The 15,811-nt window shown below is 74.1% G+C and carries 19 protein-coding genes and 1 pseudogene; 12 read left to right on the plus strand and 8 right to left on the minus strand.

The window, feature by feature from the left end:
• Window positions 1–36: 36 nt before the first annotated feature.
• Entirely contained in the window at window positions 37–855 is an 819-nt protein-coding gene (locus ACQEVZ_RS56980; RefSeq protein ID WP_344504794.1) for a PIG-L deacetylase family protein, read from the minus strand.
• Between the two features lie 59 nt (window positions 856–914).
• Between ACQEVZ_RS56980 and ACQEVZ_RS56985 the strand changes: the two genes are divergently transcribed.
• On the plus strand, window positions 915–2,036 hold the full coding sequence (locus ACQEVZ_RS56985) for a glycosyltransferase family 4 protein (protein ID WP_433384699.1): 1,122 nt from the start codon (window positions 915–917) through the stop codon (window positions 2,034–2,036).
• A 256-nt stretch (window positions 2,037–2,292) separates the two neighbouring features.
• Window positions 2,293–2,826, plus strand: a pseudogene (locus tag ACQEVZ_RS56990) (phosphatase PAP2 family protein); the annotation flags it as partial.
• A gap of 420 nt (window positions 2,827–3,246) precedes the next feature.
• On the opposite strand, the gene ACQEVZ_RS56995 reads toward ACQEVZ_RS56990, so the two are convergent.
• Both ACQEVZ_RS56995 and ACQEVZ_RS57000 read right to left on the minus strand, forming a co-directional pair.
• Window positions 3,247–4,323 carry a lysylphosphatidylglycerol synthase transmembrane domain-containing protein gene (locus tag ACQEVZ_RS56995; RefSeq protein ID WP_433384702.1) on the minus strand — a complete coding sequence of 359 codons (1,077 nt, stop codon included), beginning with the start codon at window positions 4,321–4,323 and terminating at the stop codon, window positions 3,247–3,249.
• 174 nt (window positions 4,324–4,497) lie between these two features.
• Window positions 4,498–5,298, minus strand: a complete 801-nt coding sequence (locus tag ACQEVZ_RS57000) for a TIGR02452 family protein (protein ID WP_433384705.1) — start codon at window positions 5,296–5,298, stop codon at window positions 4,498–4,500.
• Between the two features lie 176 nt (window positions 5,299–5,474).
• Between ACQEVZ_RS57000 and ACQEVZ_RS57005 the strand changes: the two genes are divergently transcribed.
• From ACQEVZ_RS57005 to ACQEVZ_RS57020, 4 genes are all read left to right on the plus strand, one after another.
• Window positions 5,475–5,726: a DUF6343 family protein gene (locus ACQEVZ_RS57005; RefSeq protein ID WP_360559109.1), complete on the plus strand. Its 252-nt coding sequence runs from the start codon at window positions 5,475–5,477 to the stop codon at window positions 5,724–5,726.
• Between the two features lie 278 nt (window positions 5,727–6,004).
• Window positions 6,005–6,592, plus strand: a complete 588-nt coding sequence (locus ACQEVZ_RS57010) for a hypothetical protein (RefSeq protein ID WP_433384708.1) — start codon at window positions 6,005–6,007, stop codon at window positions 6,590–6,592.
• Between the two features lie 200 nt (window positions 6,593–6,792).
• The gene (locus tag ACQEVZ_RS57015; RefSeq protein WP_433384711.1) at window positions 6,793–7,575 is read left to right on the plus strand and encodes a class F sortase; all 783 of its coding nucleotides are present in this window, start codon (window positions 6,793–6,795) and stop codon (window positions 7,573–7,575) included.
• A 24-nt stretch (window positions 7,576–7,599) separates the two neighbouring features.
• On the plus strand, window positions 7,600–7,824 hold the full coding sequence (locus tag ACQEVZ_RS57020) for a hypothetical protein (protein WP_433384713.1): 225 nt from the start codon (window positions 7,600–7,602) through the stop codon (window positions 7,822–7,824).
• A 1-nt stretch (window position 7,825) separates the two neighbouring features.
• Here the strand turns inward: ACQEVZ_RS57020 and ACQEVZ_RS57025 are convergent, their stop codons facing one another.
• Complete coding sequence (locus ACQEVZ_RS57025; RefSeq protein WP_433384715.1) at window positions 7,826–8,779, minus strand: EcsC family protein; 954 nt, start codon at window positions 8,777–8,779, stop codon at window positions 7,826–7,828.
• Between the two features lie 328 nt (window positions 8,780–9,107).
• Here ACQEVZ_RS57025 and ACQEVZ_RS57030 point away from each other — a divergent pair, with 328 nt between their 5' ends.
• From ACQEVZ_RS57030 to ACQEVZ_RS57040, 3 genes are read left to right on the plus strand one after another with little or no spacing between them, the layout of a single operon-like run.
• A complete protein-coding gene (locus tag ACQEVZ_RS57030) occupies window positions 9,108–9,629 on the plus strand; it encodes an FAD-dependent monooxygenase (RefSeq protein WP_433384717.1) in 522 nt (173 codons plus the stop codon).
• Between the two features lie 17 nt (window positions 9,630–9,646).
• Window positions 9,647–10,099: an FAD-dependent oxidoreductase gene (locus ACQEVZ_RS57035; protein ID WP_433386198.1), complete on the plus strand. Its 453-nt coding sequence runs from the start codon at window positions 9,647–9,649 to the stop codon at window positions 10,097–10,099.
• 41 nt (window positions 10,100–10,140) lie between these two features.
• On the plus strand, window positions 10,141–11,268 hold the full coding sequence (locus tag ACQEVZ_RS57040; RefSeq protein ID WP_433384720.1) for a serine hydrolase domain-containing protein: 1,128 nt from the start codon (window positions 10,141–10,143) through the stop codon (window positions 11,266–11,268).
• Between the two features lie 16 nt (window positions 11,269–11,284).
• On the opposite strand, the gene ACQEVZ_RS57045 is transcribed toward ACQEVZ_RS57040, so the two are convergent.
• Genes ACQEVZ_RS57045 through ACQEVZ_RS57055 form a run of 3 tightly spaced genes read right to left on the minus strand, consistent with a single transcriptional unit; the run spans window position 11,285 to window position 13,656 of the window.
• On the minus strand, window positions 11,285–12,016 hold the full coding sequence (locus tag ACQEVZ_RS57045; RefSeq protein ID WP_354891025.1) for an SDR family oxidoreductase: 732 nt from the start codon (window positions 12,014–12,016) through the stop codon (window positions 11,285–11,287).
• Between the two features lie 9 nt (window positions 12,017–12,025).
• Window positions 12,026–12,952 (minus strand): glutathione S-transferase family protein, encoded by a 927-nt coding sequence (locus ACQEVZ_RS57050; protein WP_433384723.1) that lies wholly within the window; start codon window positions 12,950–12,952, stop codon window positions 12,026–12,028.
• Between the two features lie 5 nt (window positions 12,953–12,957).
• Window positions 12,958–13,656 (minus strand): SDR family oxidoreductase, encoded by a 699-nt coding sequence (locus tag ACQEVZ_RS57055; protein WP_344504782.1) that lies wholly within the window; start codon window positions 13,654–13,656, stop codon window positions 12,958–12,960.
• An 83-nt stretch (window positions 13,657–13,739) separates the two neighbouring features.
• Here ACQEVZ_RS57055 and ACQEVZ_RS57060 point away from each other — a divergent pair, with 83 nt between their 5' ends.
• From ACQEVZ_RS57060 to ACQEVZ_RS57070, 3 genes are read left to right on the plus strand one after another with little or no spacing between them, the layout of a single operon-like run.
• The gene (locus ACQEVZ_RS57060) at window positions 13,740–14,339 is read left to right on the plus strand and encodes a TetR/AcrR family transcriptional regulator (RefSeq protein WP_433384726.1); all 600 of its coding nucleotides are present in this window, start codon (window positions 13,740–13,742) and stop codon (window positions 14,337–14,339) included.
• Entirely contained in the window at window positions 14,336–14,671 is a 336-nt protein-coding gene (locus ACQEVZ_RS57065; RefSeq protein ID WP_344504780.1) for a DUF1330 domain-containing protein, read from the plus strand. Before ACQEVZ_RS57060 ends, ACQEVZ_RS57065 begins: the two co-directional genes overlap by 4 nt.
• A 30-nt stretch (window positions 14,672–14,701) precedes the next feature.
• Window positions 14,702–15,496, plus strand: coding sequence for an SAM-dependent methyltransferase (locus ACQEVZ_RS57070; protein ID WP_344504813.1), 795 nt, complete (start codon window positions 14,702–14,704; stop codon window positions 15,494–15,496).
• Window positions 15,497–15,563: 67 nt separating this feature from the next.
• Here ACQEVZ_RS57070 and ACQEVZ_RS57075 read toward each other — a convergent pair whose 3' ends face one another.
• The gene (locus ACQEVZ_RS57075) at window positions 15,564–15,770 is read right to left on the minus strand and encodes a hypothetical protein (protein ID WP_344504779.1); all 207 of its coding nucleotides are present in this window, start codon (window positions 15,768–15,770) and stop codon (window positions 15,564–15,566) included.
• Window positions 15,771–15,811: the final 41 nt, after the last annotated feature.

Raw genomic sequence — 15,811 nt, forward strand, 5'->3', positions numbered from 1 at the left:
ACGATCGGGGGCGCATTGCCTGCTCGGGGAAACGGGTCACCTGCCGTCCCGCAGACCGGCGAACACGTCGTCGATCAGGGGACGGCCGGGTGCCCGGCCGTGCTGGACGAACCACTCGCGCCCCATCAGCAACCGGAACAGCGGCCGCGGCAGCTTCTGCAGGATCTCCAGCGTGCGCCGGCCGGTGTCGGCGCCGGCCTGACTGGCGTGCGCGGCCATCGACGCGCGCTTGGCCGGGGCGTAGCGGCGCACGTCGACACGGTGCGTGATGCGCTCCGGGTCGGCGAAGGTGCCGGCGAAGCGCGCCGGGTGGAAGTCCGCCGGCACGCCAGGCAGCCAGTGCACGGCGCGCAGCACCCGCTGGAGCAGCCGCCGGTCGACCGTCGCCTCCAGCACCACCGGCGTCCCGGCGAGCTGCGCCGCGAGGGTCCCGACCCGGTGCACCTGCACGTGGTCGGGGTGGCCGTAGCCGCCGGCCGGGTCGTAGACGGTCAGCACGTCCGCGCGCTCCTCCGCCAGCAGCGCGGCCAGCCGCCCGGCCGCCTCCCGGGGGTCCGCGTCGGCGAACGCGCCGGCCGCCCCGGACGGCGCGTCGGCCATCCCGGAGTCCTCGTAGTCGAGGCACTCGACCCGGGCACAGCCGAGCGCCTCCGCCGACGCGTGCAGCTCGGCCAGGCGGCGCCGCGCGAGGGGCCCCTCCGCGAGCACCGCCGAGGACGCCAGCCCGGCCCCTCCGGCGGTGGCGACGACGAGGACCACGCGGTGCCCCTCCGCGGCGGCCCGGGCGAGGGTCCCGGCGGTCAGCAGCGCCTCGTCGTCGGGATGCGCATGAAACGACACCATCGTGTACGGCACCGGCCAATGCTCCCATCTCTCCCGGGACGTCGGCCGTCACCACCTCGGAGCCGCAGTTCATGAGAATCGCGCACGTCACCGACTTCTACCTTCCCCGTCTCGGCGGCATCGAGATGCACGTGCACGACCTGGCCCTCCGTCAGCAGGCGGCCGGCCACGACGTCGAGATCGTCACCACCACGCCCGGCACCTCCGCGGACGACGGTGAGCTGCGGGTGCACCGGCTGTCGGAGCGGCTCTTCGTGCTGCCCGCCGAGGTGCGCCCCGGCGTGCTGCGGGCGGGCCGTTCGCTGCTGCTGTCCGGCCGGTACGACGTGCTGCACGTGCACGCCGGGCCGGCCTCGCCGCTCGCCTTCGCCGCCGCCGGGCTCGCCGAGCGCGTCCCGACGGTCGTGACGATCCACTCACTGCTGTCACACCTGGAGTACGCGTTCCGGGCCCTCGACGGCGCCGCCGGCTGGTCGCGCTGGCCGGCGGTGTGGACGGCGGTCAGCGACGTCGCCGCGGAGCCCCTGCGGCGCCTGGTGTGGCCCGCGCAGGTGCACGTGCTGCCCAACGGCATCGACGCCGACCGGTGGCGGATCCAGCCGCACCCCACCGACCCGCGGGGCGTGCTGGTCGTCGCCGTGATGCGCCTGGCCGCCCGCAAGCGCCCGCTGCAGCTGCTGCGGATGCTGCGCCGGGCCCGGCTGGCGCTGCCCGAGACGACCGGCCTGCGGGCGGTGATCGCCGGCGACGGCCCGCGCCGCCCGGCGATGGAGCGCTACCTGCGTCGCCACGGAATGGCCGGATGGGTGAGCCTGCCCGGTAGGCTGTCCCGGTCGCAGATCAGGTCGCTGTTCGCGCAGGCCGACCTGTTCGTCGCGCCGGCGATCCTGGAGTCCTTCGGGATCGCGGCGCTGGAGGCCCGGTGCGCCGGGCTTCCCGTGGTCGCGCGGGCCGAGGGCGGAATCGGCCATTTCATCACCGATGGCAGGGAGGGTGTCTTGGTCGACAGCGACGCCGCGATGGCCGACGCGATCGCCGCGCTCGCCACCGATCCGGAGCGGCGCGGCCGTATCGCCGCGCACAACCTGGCGACGTCGCCACCGGTCGCGTGGCCGGACGTCCTCGCCCGGACCACCAGCATGTACGACCTGGCCGCCGCGGCGCACCGCGCTCCGATCGGCGCCCGCGCGTGACCGGGCCGGAGCGCAGCGGAGTGCCCGGTCACCATTGGCACAGTGCCGGGTCGCGCCGGCTCCGGAGCGCAGCGGAGGCGGCGGCGTGACCCTGAACCCCGTCACGGAACGCCCTGTCACCGCTCCGGCCACCCGGCGGCGCCGCCCCAACATCCTGGGCGAGCTGCTGATCGTGGTGCTGCTGGTCAAGGTGTACGACCTGATCCGCTCCCTGGCCGCGGTCCGGGAGGCACCCGCGCACCGGCACGGCGCCGAGGTGCTCTCGATCGAGCGGCTGCTGCACCTGGACTGGGAGCTGGCCGCCAACCGGTGGCTGACCGACCACCCGCCGCTCGCCCTGGCCGCGGTGTACTGGTACCAGTTCGCCCACATCGGCGTGGCGCTCGCGGCGCTCATCTGGTGCTACATCGCCGGGCCGGAGCTGTACCGGCCGATGCGCAACGCCCTGGTCATCACCAACGTGACCGGGATGACCGTCTTCTACCTGCTGCCGGTCATGCCGCCGCGGCTGATGCCCGGCGGCGGCTACGTCGACACGATCCGTGAGGCCGGCTTCAGCCTCGACCACGGCGGCCAGGTGCCCGCCGACCAGTACGCGGCGATGCCGTCGCTGCACCTGGCGTGGGCGGTCTGGACCGCGAGCGTCGCGGCGGCGCTCCTGGCGGCCCGCGGGCTGCACAGGTGGCGGGCGCTGTGCTACCTGTACCCCACGACCACCGGCGTCGTCGTGGTCGTCACCGCCAACCACTGGGTCCTTGACGTCGTCGCCGGGGTCGCCGTCGGGCTGGCCGCGGTCGCGCTCGCCCCGGCGCTGCCGCCGTTGCCGGACCGGCTCACCACCTGGCCGTCGCGCGTCTGGCGGTCGTGGCGCGGCGGTTCGCCGTCCGGCACGCCGTCCTTGCGCGCCGGGTCGCCGTCCGGCACACCGGACTCCACGTCGTTGCGCGGCGGGTCGACGTCCGGTGCGCCGGACCGGGCGCCGTCGTGGCGTGGCGCGTCGCCGGACTCCGCGGCGCCGGAGCGGGCACCATGGCGGCACGAACCGTCGGACGCGGCGCATGACCGGACATCGCGGCACGCAGCGCCCGACCGGACGCCGTCGCGGCGGGACGCGTCGTCAGACTCCGCGGCACCGGGGCGGACACCGTGGCGGCACGAACCGTCGGACTCCGCGGCGCACGACCGGGCAGCGGCGCGGTCGGTCCCGGTGTCAGATGATGCGGCGGCGCAGCAGGACCGCCAGGACGAAGGCGCTGGGCAGCAGCGGCACCCACACCGTGATCAGGCGGTACCCCACCACCGCACCGAGCGCGACCGCGGAGGAGACGCCGATCGCGGTCAGGCCGGCCAGCATGGCGACGTCGAGCGCGCCGATGCCGCCGGGTGACGGCACGAACGCCGACAGCGTCGACACCACCAGGTAGAGCACGACGGCCGTGCCGATCGTCACCGCCACGCCCAGGCTGCGCAGCACCGCGTACAGGATGATCGCGTGCAGCAGGGGCGTGGAGAACGACCCGAGCCAGAGGGCGGCGGCCCGGTAGGGATCGCGCAGCACGCCCCAGAGGCGGCGCAGCTCCTCGCCGACCCGGCGACCCGCCGCGACCGTCCGCTCCGCCATCCGGCGGCGCCACGCCGGGCGCACGGCGGCCGCGAGGCCCGCCGCGAGCGCCAGGCCGCAGATGGCGAGCAGGGTCCAACCGGCCGGCCCGGCGGCCCGTGCCACGGAGTCGCGCCACGACCCGGGCACGTGGATGCCGCGGGCGAGCGACGGGCTGATCGCGACGGCCACCACGAGCAGCAGCGTGTGCGTGACCGCGCCGACGAGCGTGTTGAGCCCGACGGATCCGACCGCGGCGCCCGGGCCGAGACCGTGCTTGCGCAGGAACCGGATGTTGATGCCCATCCCGCCCGAACCGGCCGGCAGCACGTGATTGGCGAACGATGCCGCCACCTGTACCGCCAGCAGCCGGCCGACCGGCGGCCGCAGCGACATGGAGCCGATCTGCGTCACCGTGCCGGCCACCCAGATCGACGCGGTGCCGAGGGCGGCGACGACCAGCCAGGCGCTGTTGGCCCGGGCGAGCCCGGCGACGCCCGCGCTGACGGTCGACCAGTGCGTGATGCCGAGCACCACCACGGTGACCGCGACGGCGATCGCGAGCAGCATCCGGGGCAGCGAGGAGCCCAGCACAGCGCTCCTGCCGGTCTCCTCGATCGCCTCGGCCGCCACGGCCGCCACGGTGTCCGGGGCGGCGTCCTCGCAGGCTGCCTGGTTCACGCTCATTCCGCTCCTACCGCTCGTGCGACCGACGGAACATACCTGACGGGCCCCTGGGCGTGAATCGGCCCAATTCCTGCATTGCGCCTGATCCGGGCGCCAATTCTACAGATGGCCCGTTGCCGCCCACGGTCGCGAACCGACCCGCACCGGCCTGGTGAACGCATGGCAACTCCCCTGCTACCCGCCGAAGACGGCCGCGAAGGCCGCGCGGACCGGGGAGCCGCTGACCCGGTCGTACACGGCGAAGACCACCTCGTCGAACCGGTCGACCTCACCGAGCGCGGCGGCGAACGCCCCGGCCACGTCGGCCGGCTCGTTGCGGAACACCCCGCAGCCCCAGCCGCCGAGGATCAGCCTGCGGTGACCGTGCGCGGCCGCGACCGCGAGGACGCGACGGGCCCGGCGGTGCAGGATCGCCGGGACGTCGCAGGCGTCGCCCGGCTGGTTGCGCAGGATCGCGCCCAGGTTCGGCGCGGCGGAGGTCAGGAACGCGGCGCGGTGCGGCACGTCGAGCAGCCGGCCCTTGTCGTCGCGGAACACCGGCACGCTCGGCGAGTGGATGACCCGGTCGCTGTAGCGCAGGTCCCGCTGCTCACGGTGGAACGCGTAGAACTCGGGCGCCGCCCGCAGGCACGGGTACAGCGCCGAGGCGCGGGCCAGGCTCTCCTCCTGCGCGACCGCGCCGCCGAGGAAGCCGCCGCCCGGGTTCTTCGCCGACGCGAACACCAGGCACGCCACCTCGTCGCCCAACCTTCTGGCGGCGGCCAGCGTCGACTCGCCCGTGACCGCGATGCTCGCCTTCGTGGGCCCGCCCTGCGGCGGCGGCAGGGTCTCGTCCGGCAGGTGCAGCCTCGTCCCGGCTACGGCGGCCCGCACCGCCGGGCCGATGTCCACGACGCCGCCGGCCTCGGTGCGGTACTCCCCCGCCTCGGCGATCGCGACGGTCTGCCGGGCGATCTCCCGCAGCCTCCCGCTCACGCCGTCACCTCCGCTTCGCTCCGGCGCCGCCGCGAGCCAACCACTGCCCCCATGGTTCGCAGCCCTCCGCTCCGGCCCGCTCACGCCGCGGGCCTTCGACCATGTGTTGGCACCTGGTCACGGTACCGGCCGGCTTCAACCGGTTGGGCCGCTCCCGGGACGGGTACGTGACCGGTATGCCTCTCGACGCGCAACCGCCGCGGCGGAGGGGGACCGTCGGGCACCCCTACAGCCCGCTGAACCTGCGCCTGGTGCTGGCCACGTTCGGCCTCGTCACCTCGATCGCCTTCGCGGTGCTGCTCTTCCGCGCCCACCTGCCACTGCCCGCGTGGGCGTTCGTGGTCCTCGCCGCCGTCGCCGCTGTCGACCTCGTCGTCGTGCAGCGCCGCCGCCGGGCCCGCGGCGGCCACCACTCGCTCTTCGAATAGCCCCGGTTGATTCATCGACGCCGCGGGCATAGGTGAGCCATGCCATGGATCGTGTGGGTGCTGGTGGGTGCCGTGTCGCTGCGCGCCGGGATCGGGCTCCTGGTGCTGTGGGACCGCCGCGCCGCGGCCGCGCGCCGCTCCCCCACCGCAACCGGCTGACCTCGGGCGCGGCTCGCCCACCTTCGGGCGACAGGTGCTATCGACCGGCGGTTATGCCACGCTGACGGTTGGGTACCACCCACCACACGCCCGGCGACGCCGCACGGAGGGATGGCTCGATGTCCACACCCGTGAGGCGATCACACGCCCGGCGCCCCCTCGCCGAGCGCCGCATGGTGGCCGCGGTCCTCGCGGTCGCACTGCTGGTCCTGTTGGTGCTGCTGCTGTCGTACTGCGTGGCGAACCGCACCAACCGCAACGGCGCCGCCCCGGGCACCACCCCGACCGCGTCCCACACCGCCTCCCCGCCCGCCCCCACCCGAACCGGTTCCCCGACAGGCACGAGCGGCGCAGGCAGCACCTCGACGACCGCGGGCGGCAGCTCCAAGGCCCCCGGCAACGCAACGGGCGGCGCAACGGGTGGCGCGGCCGGCAACCCAACGGGCGGCGCGACGGGCGGTGCGACGGGTGGCGCGACGGGTGGCGCGGCCGGCAGCTCGGCGGGCGTGACAGGCAACTCGACTGCCACCCCCACCGGCGCCAGCTCGACAGGCGCCCCCGCAACCCCCAGCGGCGCCCCCGGAACGGGCGGCGGCGGAGGCCTCGGCATGCGCAACCCTCTTCTCGCCGGCACAGGCATAGCCCTGCTCCTCATCGCCGCGGCCCTGACCGTCTTCCGCCTCCGCCCGGCTTCCGGCTGGCGCTGATGCACCCCGAACCACCCACCCCGACGGATGCCACCGCCCCACCCCGGATAAGTCCGGGCGCGAGCGCCGGACTTATCCGACATTTCGGATTTGTCCGGGGAGGGAAGACGGAGAAGGCATCCGCCGCGCAGAACGGGAAGGAAGAGAGCCCCGCCACCCAGGACAGCGCGAAGGACGGCACCGCAGCGGAGGGCGCTGTAGTGCGGGTTGTCGGGCGGGGGCGGGAGCGGTGGGCGGCGATGGAGGACCGGCGGCGGAGGCGGGCCCTCGACGTCGTGACCGCTGTCTGTGCCGTGGCCGGGCTCGCGCTCGTGATCGTCGGGGCGGCGCCGGCGGAGGAGCCGCAGCGTCGCACCGAGCAGGCCGCCGCGGCAGCCGATCAGGAGGTGCTCGGGCCGCCCGGCCCCCGCGTGTCCGTCCGAGCGACGGCCGCGGCCTCCGACCCCACCACCGGCCCCGCGTCTGGCTCCTCGTCAGGCGCCGGGACAGGGGTCGGCGGGGGCGGCGCGGCGGTGGGGATGGGGTTCTCGGTGCCCGTACACCTCGAGATCCCGGCGATCGGGGTCAGCACGGCGCTCATGGGGCTCGGGCTCAACCCTGACGGGACGATCGAGGTGCCGCCGCTGCGGGCCAAGGCGCCGGCGGGGTGGTACCGGCAGCTCGCCGCGCCCGGGGAGGTCGGGCCGGCGGTGGTCCTCGGGCACGTCGACACGAGGAGTGACGGGCCGGCGGTGTTCTACCGGTTGCGGGACCTGCGGCCGGGCGACGAGGTCAGCGTGCGCAGGGCCGACGGGCGCACGGCGGTGTTCGGGGTGGACCGGGTCGAGGAGTACGCGAAGGCGCAGTTCCCGTCCGACGAGGTCTACGGCGCGGTCGACCGGCCGGTGCTGCGGCTCATCACGTGCGGTGGGACGTTCGATCGGCTGCGGCGGTCGTACCGTGGCAACGTCGTCGTCTTTGCGACGCTGCGCCGGGCCGGGTGAGGGCGTGACCGTAGGGTCTGCAGGATGTTCGCGACGATGTTCGTGGCCGCGCTCGTCGCGGTGGTCTACTGCGTCCTGATCGCCCGGCACCTGATGGTGGCCGAAGCGGAGCGCGGTGGGCAAAAGCACGACGTTGAGGCCGCGGCGGCCCGGGAACTGCTGGACGGCACGATGACCAGGGCCGAGTACCGCGCGACGATGGAGTCCGTCGCGCGGCAGGCGGGGCACCTGATCAGGGTGCCGGAGTGAGTCAGATGCGCTTCGGGGCGGGCGGCAGCTGCATCGGCGGGCGTTGCATCGGCAGCGCCGGGCGGCCGTAGAGCTCGATCGCCTTCTTCGCGAGGGCCTTCGTCGCGCCCGCGTTGGCGAAGCTGCCGAGGATGATGGCGGCGCCGGGGACGATCTTCGCGAAGATGCGCTTCGCGGCCTTGACGCCGGCCATCTGGGCGAGCTTGAGGCCGAGGGTCAGCAGCATCTGGTTGATCGGCCGGCGCTTGTCCGGCAGCAGCGCCCCGATGCCCTCCCGGCCGCGCGCGACCTGCAGCGCGGTGCGGGCCGTCTGCGTGTACTTGTGGACGCCCTGCAGGACGAGCAGCTCGGTGGCCCGTTCGGGGTCGGCCGGGTCGTGCCCGTACGCGACGGCGATGAGCAGCACCATCTTCGCCTGCGTCCAGGCGAGCACGCCGACGTCGAGCACCGCCCCGGCCAGCCCCACGGCGCCGGAGACCGCCCCGGAGAGCCGGGCGTGGTTGGTGTACCGGTATGCCACCATGCTCGCGATGGCCTCCGGCGGGGCGCCCGGGTTCTGGGCGCGCAGCTTCTGCAGTTCGAGGACCATCTTCGGCCCGATCCTGGTGACGGCCTCGAGCGCGAGGTGCTCCGGCGCGTACTCGGGGTCGGCCCGCATCTTCTGCCACAGCCCCGGTGGCGGCCCGTCGTCGACACCGTCGGGCGATGGCTGCGAGGGCTGCGGCCCGGGCCCCTCGTCGCCGGGCACCCACGGCGGACCCGGGTCGACCATCGGCGCCCGCGGCGGCCCGCCGTCGTCATCGATCCCCGCTGCGCCACCAGCAGAAGCCGCGAAAGGCGCGGAAGCCACGAAAGGCGCGGAAGGCGCGGCGTTGGACGCCCAGATCGGGGCAGGGGGAACGGCTTGCGAGGCGCCGTCGGCGTGGTCGGGGATCTGCGGCGGCACGTCGGTCACACGAAGACTGTAGGAGATCCACGCAAACAGCGCGCGGACCGATATCCGACCGCACCCGCGCCGCTACCAGCGTCCGCGGGTCACTCCGCGAGCCGGGCCGCGTGCCGGTGCTGTTGTTCGGTGGCGAACGACATGAACTCGACCATGTGGCGCAGCGTCGCGTCGTCGTACCGGGCGAGGTGCTCCTGCCCCTCGGCGACGATCGGGCCGTAGATCTCCGCGACGACCCGGTGCGCGTGCGGCGTCGGGCGGACGGTGACCCCGCACCTGCGCCCGGCCGCCGGAGACGTTCGCGTTCCTGGACGAGCGGCTGCGCCGCACGCTCACCGTGCCGCTGCGGACACCCACCGACGACGTCAACGACGAGAAGTCCGTCAGCCGGATGACGCTGCGGCAGGTCCTCTACACGGGCATGACCGACGTCGTCCGCTTCGGCAGCGACTTCACCCACTATGAACAGAACGAAACCGAAATAACGGCATATTTCGCTGACGGCAGCTCGGTCACCGGCGACCTGCTCGTCGGCGCCGACGGGACCAACTCGCGGGTGCGCGCCCAGAAGCTGCCGCACGCCCGCGTCGAGGACTCCGGCGTCGTGGCGATCGGCGGGAAGGTGCCGCTCACCGGCGAGACGCGGGCGCTGCTGCCCGAGGGCGTGTTCCCCGGCATCGGCCTGGTCCTCGCCCCGCGGGGCATGGCCTGCGTCCTGCACGTCATGGAGTTCCCGTGGGCCCCGGCGGCGGCTCGCCCGTGCCCGGCGACCCGACGGTCGACCACATCAACTGGGGCGTCTTCGCGCACCGCGACCGCTTCCCCGCGGACGTCACCGGCCTCGACGGCCCGCGGCTGATCGCGCAGACCCTCGCCATGACCCCGCGGTGGAGCCCGGCGCTGCGGCGGCTCTTCACGCTCATCGACCCCGCCACCTGCTTCCCGATCAACATCCGCACGTCGGTGCCGGTGCCGGCGTGGCCGACCGACCGCGTCACGCTGCTCGGCGACGCCATCCACACCATGACCCCCGGCCAGGGTGTCGGCGCCAACACCGCGCTGCGCGACGCCCACAACCTCGTGCGGGCACTGACCTCCGGGAGTCGTTCGCCGCGGGTGTACGAGCGGCAGATGCTCGACTACGGCTTCGCCGCCGTGGCCGCCTCGAAGGCCCGCACCGGCGGCGACCAGCTGGTCCACCGGCCGGTGATCGGGCGACTGGCCCTGGCCGGCCAGCGGGCGTTCCTGCGGACCACCGACCGGGTCCCGGCGCTGAAACGGAGGTTCGAGGCTTCGCTGTACACCACCCGCGGCGGCGACAGGGAGTAATTCCGGGCGCGTGCCGTCGGGGCGCCGGTAGGGTGCGGCGCGTGACAGACATCGTGCGGGGCAGCGTCGCACCCGGGTTCGAGGCGGTCCGGTCGGCGTTCGAGGACCTGTTCAGCTCGGGCGCGGAGACCGGCGCGTCGGTCGCGGCCCACGTGGGCGGCGCACTCGTCGTCGACCTGTGGGGCGGCTGGGCCGACGCGGCGAGGACCCGCCCGTGGGAGCCCGGCACGCTGTCGACCGTGTTCTCCGCCGGCAAGCCGGTCGCCGCGATGGCCGTGCTGCGCAGGATCGCCGACGGCAGGATCGACCTGGGCGCGCCGATCGCGACGTACTGGAAGGCGTTCCCCCACCCGTCCGCCACCGTCCGCCACGCCCTGTCCCACCAGGCGGGCCTGCCCGCGGCCCGCTCGGCCGCCACCGCGGCCGCTCCCCTACCGCCGGCCGGCGGCGACCCGCACCCCAGTTCCGCCGCCTTCCCCCTTCCCGACATTTCCGAAATTCTCGACAGCTCCCGGTTCGCGGCGGCGATCGCGGCCACGCCGCTGGAGTGGGAGCCGGGGACGGCGTTCGGGGAGCACGCCCTCACGTACGGCACCATCCTCGGCGAGATCCTCCTCGGCGCCACCGGCGAGACGGTCGGCGAGGTCGTGCGCACGTTCGGCTTCGACGTCCACTTCGGACTGTCCACCGCGGACGGCGCCCGCTGCGCCGAGGTCGAGCACGCCACCCCCGACTGGCCCGAGCGCCAGCTGTCCGGCCACGGCGAGCTCTGGTCCCGCGCGCTCGGCCCGGTCGAGCTGCTCGCCACCGACGTCGTCAACGGCGAGCGCTGGCGCACCGGCGAGCTGCCCGCCGTCAACTGCCACGCGACCGCCCGCGGCCTCGCCGCCTTCTACGAGGCCCTGCCCCGCCTGCTGCCCGCACCGCTGCTCACCGAGGCGCTCGCCCCCCAGGCGGTCGGCGTCGACCGGCTCCTGGAGGAGGACGCGACCTGGACCCTCGGCTGGCGCCGCGACGGCTCCTGGTTCGGCATGGGCGGCATCGGCGGCTCCTCCGCCGGGCACGACGAGTCGCTGGGCTACAGCCTCGCGTACGTCACCCGCCGCCTCGGCGACCACGGCCGCGGCGACACCATGTACGACACCCTCGAGGCCATCCTCCGCGGGTAGCCCCCGCGAAGGGGCGTCAGCGGCCGCCGGCGACGCGGATCGTGGTGCCGGTGGCGTACGACGCGGCGTCGCTGAGCAGCCAGGCGATCGCCTCGGCGATCTCGGCGGGCTCGCCGGGGCGGCCGAGCGGGAGGTTCGGGCCGGCCTTCTCCGCGCGGTCCGGGTCGCCCGAGACGGCGTGCATCTCGGTGCGGATGATGCCGGGGGCGACGCCGTTGACGCGGATACCGGCCGGGCCGAGCTCCTTCGCCAGGCCGACGGTCAGCGTGTCGACGGCGGCCTTGGTGGCGGCGTAGTGGATGTACTCGCCGGGGCTGCCCAGCGTGGCGGCGCCCGAGGAGACGTTGACGATCGCGCCGCCGCGGGGCAGGACGCGGGCGGCCTCGCGGGCGCACAGGAAGGCGCCGACGAAGTTGACGTCGACGACGCGGCGCAGGTCGGCGGTGCGCAGGTCGGCGAACGGGCCCATCGGGGACGTGACGGCGGCGTTGTTCACCAGGCCGGTGACCGGGCCGAGCTCGGCGGCCGCGGTCGCGAAGAGCCGGGCCACGTCCTCCTCCACCGACGTGTCGACCTGCACGGCGACCGCGTGGCCGCCGGCGGCCGCCACGGCGGAGACCACGGAGGCGGCCGAGGCGGCGGACTGCTGGTACCCGACGGCGATCCGGTGCCCGTCCGCGGCGAGCCGGACGGCGGTGGCGGCGCCGATGCCCCTGCTGCCGCCCGTGATGATGGTGATCTTCTCCACCACGGCAGCTTAGGCGAGCGAGGCCCGGGTGTGGGGCAGCCGCCAGCCGAACAGGTCGGGGCCGAGGGGCACGACGCCCGACGGGTTGATGTCGCGGTGGACCTCGTAGTAGTGGCGCTTGATGTGCTCGAAGTCCACCGTGTCGCCGAAGCCCGGGGTCTGGAACAGGTCGCGGGCGTAGTCCCACAGGACCGGCAGCTCGGTGAGCTTCTGCCGGTTGCACTTGAAGTGCCCGTGGTAGACCGCGTCGAACCTGACCAGCGTGGTGAACAGGCGGATGTCGGCCTCGGTGATCTGGCCGCCGACGAGGTACCGCCGGGTCGACAGCCGCTCCGACAGCCAGTCCAGCCGGGCGAACAGCCGCTCGTAGGCGGCCTCGTACGCCTCCTGCGTGCCGGCGAACCCGGCCCGGTACACGCCGTTGTTGACGTCCTTGAAGACCAGCGCGTTGACCTCGTCGATCTCCTCGCGCAGGGCCGGCGGGTACAGCTGCGGCGAACCGGGCCGGTGAAACTCCGCCCACTCCGTGGAGAGGTCCAGGGTGATCTGCGCGTAGTCGTTGGTGACGACCTGGCCGGTGGTGACGTCGACGACGCACGGCACGGTGATGCCGCGCTCGTAGCCGGGGAAGCGGGCGAAGTACGCGTCCTGGATGCGCTCGATGCCGAGCACCGGGTCGCGCCCGCCCGGGTCGAGGTCGAAGGTCCAGCTGCACGGATCGTGCGTCGGGCCGCAGACGCCCATCGAGAGGACGTCCTGCAGCCCGAGCAGCTCCCGCACGATGATCGCCCGGCTCGCCCACGGACAGGCCCGGCTCACCACCAGCCGGTAGCGGCCGGGCTCGACCGGGTAGCCGTCCCGTCCGTCGGCGGTGATGCGGGTGGTGATGTAGTTCTGGTCCCGCTTGAACTCGCCCGTCGACCGGTATGCACCCATGCGTCCTATGCTGCCACCCGCGCGTACCGCTCGCCCGGCTCCGCGGTCAGCGACCGCTTCGCACCGCGGGACGTGTCGTCGGCGAGGACCTCGTCGCGGTCCTGCTCGATCGCGTCGAAGACCTGGACCGCCACCGCGTCCGGGCTGATCTTCGGGGCGTCGACCGACGCGGCCATGTCGGTGTCGACGTAGCCGACGTGCAGGCCCGTGACCCCGATGCCGCGCGGCGCGAGCTCCAGGCGCAGCGCGTCGCTGGCGGACCACAGGGCGGCCTTGGTCGCGCTGTACGACCCGCCGAGCGCCACCCACGACAGCGCCGAGTGCACGTTGACGATCCGGCCGCCGCCGTTGGCGAGCAGCTGCGGCACGAACGCTCGGGTGACGTTGAGCGGGCCGTAGAAGTTCGTCTCGAACTCGCGCCGGATGTCCACCAGGTCGCCGGTGACGTAGCTGGCGCCGACGTAGATGCCGGCGTTGTTGACCAGGACGGTGACGTCGCCGGTGCGCTCGGCCGCCCGCCGCACCGACTCGGGGTCGGTCACGTCGAGCGCGACGGCCTCGACCCCCGGCGCGGTCACCGTGCGCGGGTCGCGGGCCGCGGCGTACACCTTCCGGACGCCCCGCGCCTGCGCCTGCGCCACGAGGGCCTTGCCGATGCCCCGGTTGCCGCCCGTCACCAGCACCACTGCCTGCTTGAGATCCATGTCCGCTCCCTCCGGCCGTGGCGGAAACCGATCGGTTTCCGCTCCCGATGGCAACCATAAACCGATCGGTTTACGATTGGGGTGTGACCTCTCCGACACGGGACCGCCTCTTGCGTGCCGCCGCCGACCTGTTCTATGCGGAGGGTGTCGGCGCGGTGGGCGTCGAGCGCCTGTGCCAGACCGCGGGCGTGTCGAAGCGGTCGATGTACCAGCTGTTCGCCACCAAGGACGACCTGGTCGCCGAGGCCCTGCGGGTGCACGGACCCGCCACCGTCGCGCGCTACTTCGCCCCCGAGGACACGGCTCCGTCGCCGCGCGAGCGGATCCTGCACGTGTTCACGACGCTGGAGGAGCAGGCGGGCTCACCAGGCTTCCACGGGTGCCCGTTCGCCAACACGACGATCGAGCTGCACGACGCGTCGCACCAGGCCAGCCGCGTCGCGCTGGAGTTCAAGGAGCAGCTGGAGGGGTACTTCCAGCGCCAGGCCGCCCTGCTCGGCGCTCCGGACCCGGAGCAGCTCGGCACGCAGCTGCTGATGCTCTTCGACGGCGCCTCCGTCCGCGCCGTCATGCGCGGCGCGGCGATCGGTGATGTCGCCAGCCGTACCGCGGCGATGCTGCTGGACATGACCTCCGGGGTAATCGACCCGGCTACCTCCGGCGGGCGAGGATCGGGGGCATGACGGCATACGCGCTCGCGCACCTGCACACCCCGACGATCAACGAGGACGTCCTGGTCTACCTGGAGCGCATCCAGGCGACGCTGGACCCGTTCGGCGGCACGTTCATCGCCCACGGCCCCGACGTGGAGGTCCGTGAGGGCGACTGGCCCGGCACGGTCGTGGTCATCGCCTTCCCAACGCTTTCCGCCGCCCGCTCCTGGTACGACTCCCCCGCCTACCAGGAGATCCTGCCGCTGCGCACGGACCACATCGCCGGCTCCGCGATCCTGTTCGACGGGGTCCGCCCGGGTCACGACCCCGCGAAGATGGCCGCCGCGATCCGGGCCTCCTGACGAAGGGCGTATACAGTTTGGCGCGTGTCCATGGACCGGATCGACACCAGCGTCGCCCACCCCGCGCGGCGGTACAACTACTGGCTCGGCGGCAAGGACAACTTCGCCGCCGACCGTGCCTCCGCCGACGCGATCGCCGCGGCCTGGCCGAGCGCGCCGATCGCGGCCCGGGAGAACCGGCGCTTCCTCGGCCGCGCGGTGCGGTTCCTGGCCGGCGAGGCGGGCATCCGCCAGTTCCTGGACATCGGCACCGGCCTGCCGACCGCCGGCAACACGCACGAGGTCGCCCAGGCGATCGACCCGTCGGCCCGGGTGGTCTACGTCGACAACGACCCCATGGTCATGGTCCACGCCAGGGCACTGCTGACCAGCGCCCCCGAGGGCAGGACCGCCTACCTGGAGGCGGACCTGCGCGACCCGGGCCGCATCCTCGCCCACCCCGACCTGCGGGCGACGCTGGACTTCACCCGGCCGATCGGCCTGATGCTCGTCGCGGTCCTGCACTTCATCCACGGCGAGGGCGCCGGCGCGCCGATCGTGCGGGAGCTGCTCGCCGCCCTGCCCGAGGGCAGCTACCTCGTCGCCAGCAACGCGACGAAGGACTTCCTCCCGCCGCAGATCTCGCAGGTGTACGACCGGATGCTCGCCGCCGGGCAGACCGACATCTGGCCGCGGACCGAGGCCGAGTTCGGCGCCCTGTTCGACGGGCTGACGCTGGTCGACCCGGGCGTCGTCGCGGTGCACGAGTGGCGCCCCGACACCGCGCCGGACCCGGCACTGACGCCCGCGGACGTGTCCGTCTACGGGGCCGTCGGCAGGCTGTAGCCCTTCTTCCCGATCCCGTCGAGAAGGCGGTCGAGCCCCGCCGGCCCTCGCCACGGCGTGAGCGTGGTCAGCGTTCGTGCAGGGTGTCCACGTCGGCGCCGTGGTCGAGCAGGAACCGTACGGCCCGGTCGAGGTCGGCCTGCCGGAGCACCAGCGCCCCGACCCGCGTCTTGCGGGCCGACTGCGCCCCGCGGTCGTACACGTCGACGCCGCGCGCCCGCACCTCCAGCCGCCACCGCCCGTCGTCGGTGACCAGCACCCGCATCCCCCGCACCGCATGATTCTGGTGCCGCTAGGACCCGATTCGCCGCCCAA

It is taken from the genome of Dactylosporangium sp. CA-152071, assembly GCF_050936335.1.
In the GTDB taxonomy this organism is placed as follows: domain Bacteria; phylum Actinomycetota; class Actinomycetes; order Mycobacteriales; family Micromonosporaceae; genus Dactylosporangium; species Dactylosporangium maewongense.

What these genes read in the sequence shown, in the direction of transcription:
- ACQEVZ_RS57010 (WP_433384708.1), top strand. Translation starts at nt 6,005, where the DNA reads ATGTCCACACCCGTGAGGCGATCACACGCCCGGCGCCCCCTCGCCGAG.
- ACQEVZ_RS57055 (WP_344504782.1), bottom strand. Translation starts at nt 13,656, where the DNA reads ATGGATCTCAAGCAGGCAGTGGTGCTGGTGACGGGCGGCAACCGGGGC.
- ACQEVZ_RS57065 (WP_344504780.1), top strand. Translation starts at nt 14,336, where the DNA reads ATGACGGCATACGCGCTCGCGCACCTGCACACCCCGACGATCAACGAG.
- ACQEVZ_RS57070 (WP_344504813.1), top strand. Translation starts at nt 14,702, where the DNA reads ATGGACCGGATCGACACCAGCGTCGCCCACCCCGCGCGGCGGTACAAC.
- ACQEVZ_RS57050 (WP_433384723.1), bottom strand. Translation starts at nt 12,952, where the DNA reads ATGGGTGCATACCGGTCGACGGGCGAGTTCAAGCGGGACCAGAACTAC.
- ACQEVZ_RS57020 (WP_433384713.1), top strand. Translation starts at nt 7,600, where the DNA reads ATGTTCGCGACGATGTTCGTGGCCGCGCTCGTCGCGGTGGTCTACTGC.
- ACQEVZ_RS56985 (WP_433384699.1), top strand. Translation starts at nt 915, where the DNA reads ATGAGAATCGCGCACGTCACCGACTTCTACCTTCCCCGTCTCGGCGGC.
- ACQEVZ_RS57035 (WP_433386198.1), top strand. Translation starts at nt 9,647, where the DNA reads ATGACCCCGCGGTGGAGCCCGGCGCTGCGGCGGCTCTTCACGCTCATC.
- ACQEVZ_RS57005 (WP_360559109.1), top strand. Translation starts at nt 5,475, where the DNA reads ATGCCTCTCGACGCGCAACCGCCGCGGCGGAGGGGGACCGTCGGGCAC.
- ACQEVZ_RS56995 (WP_433384702.1), bottom strand. Translation starts at nt 4,323, where the DNA reads ATGAGCGTGAACCAGGCAGCCTGCGAGGACGCCGCCCCGGACACCGTG.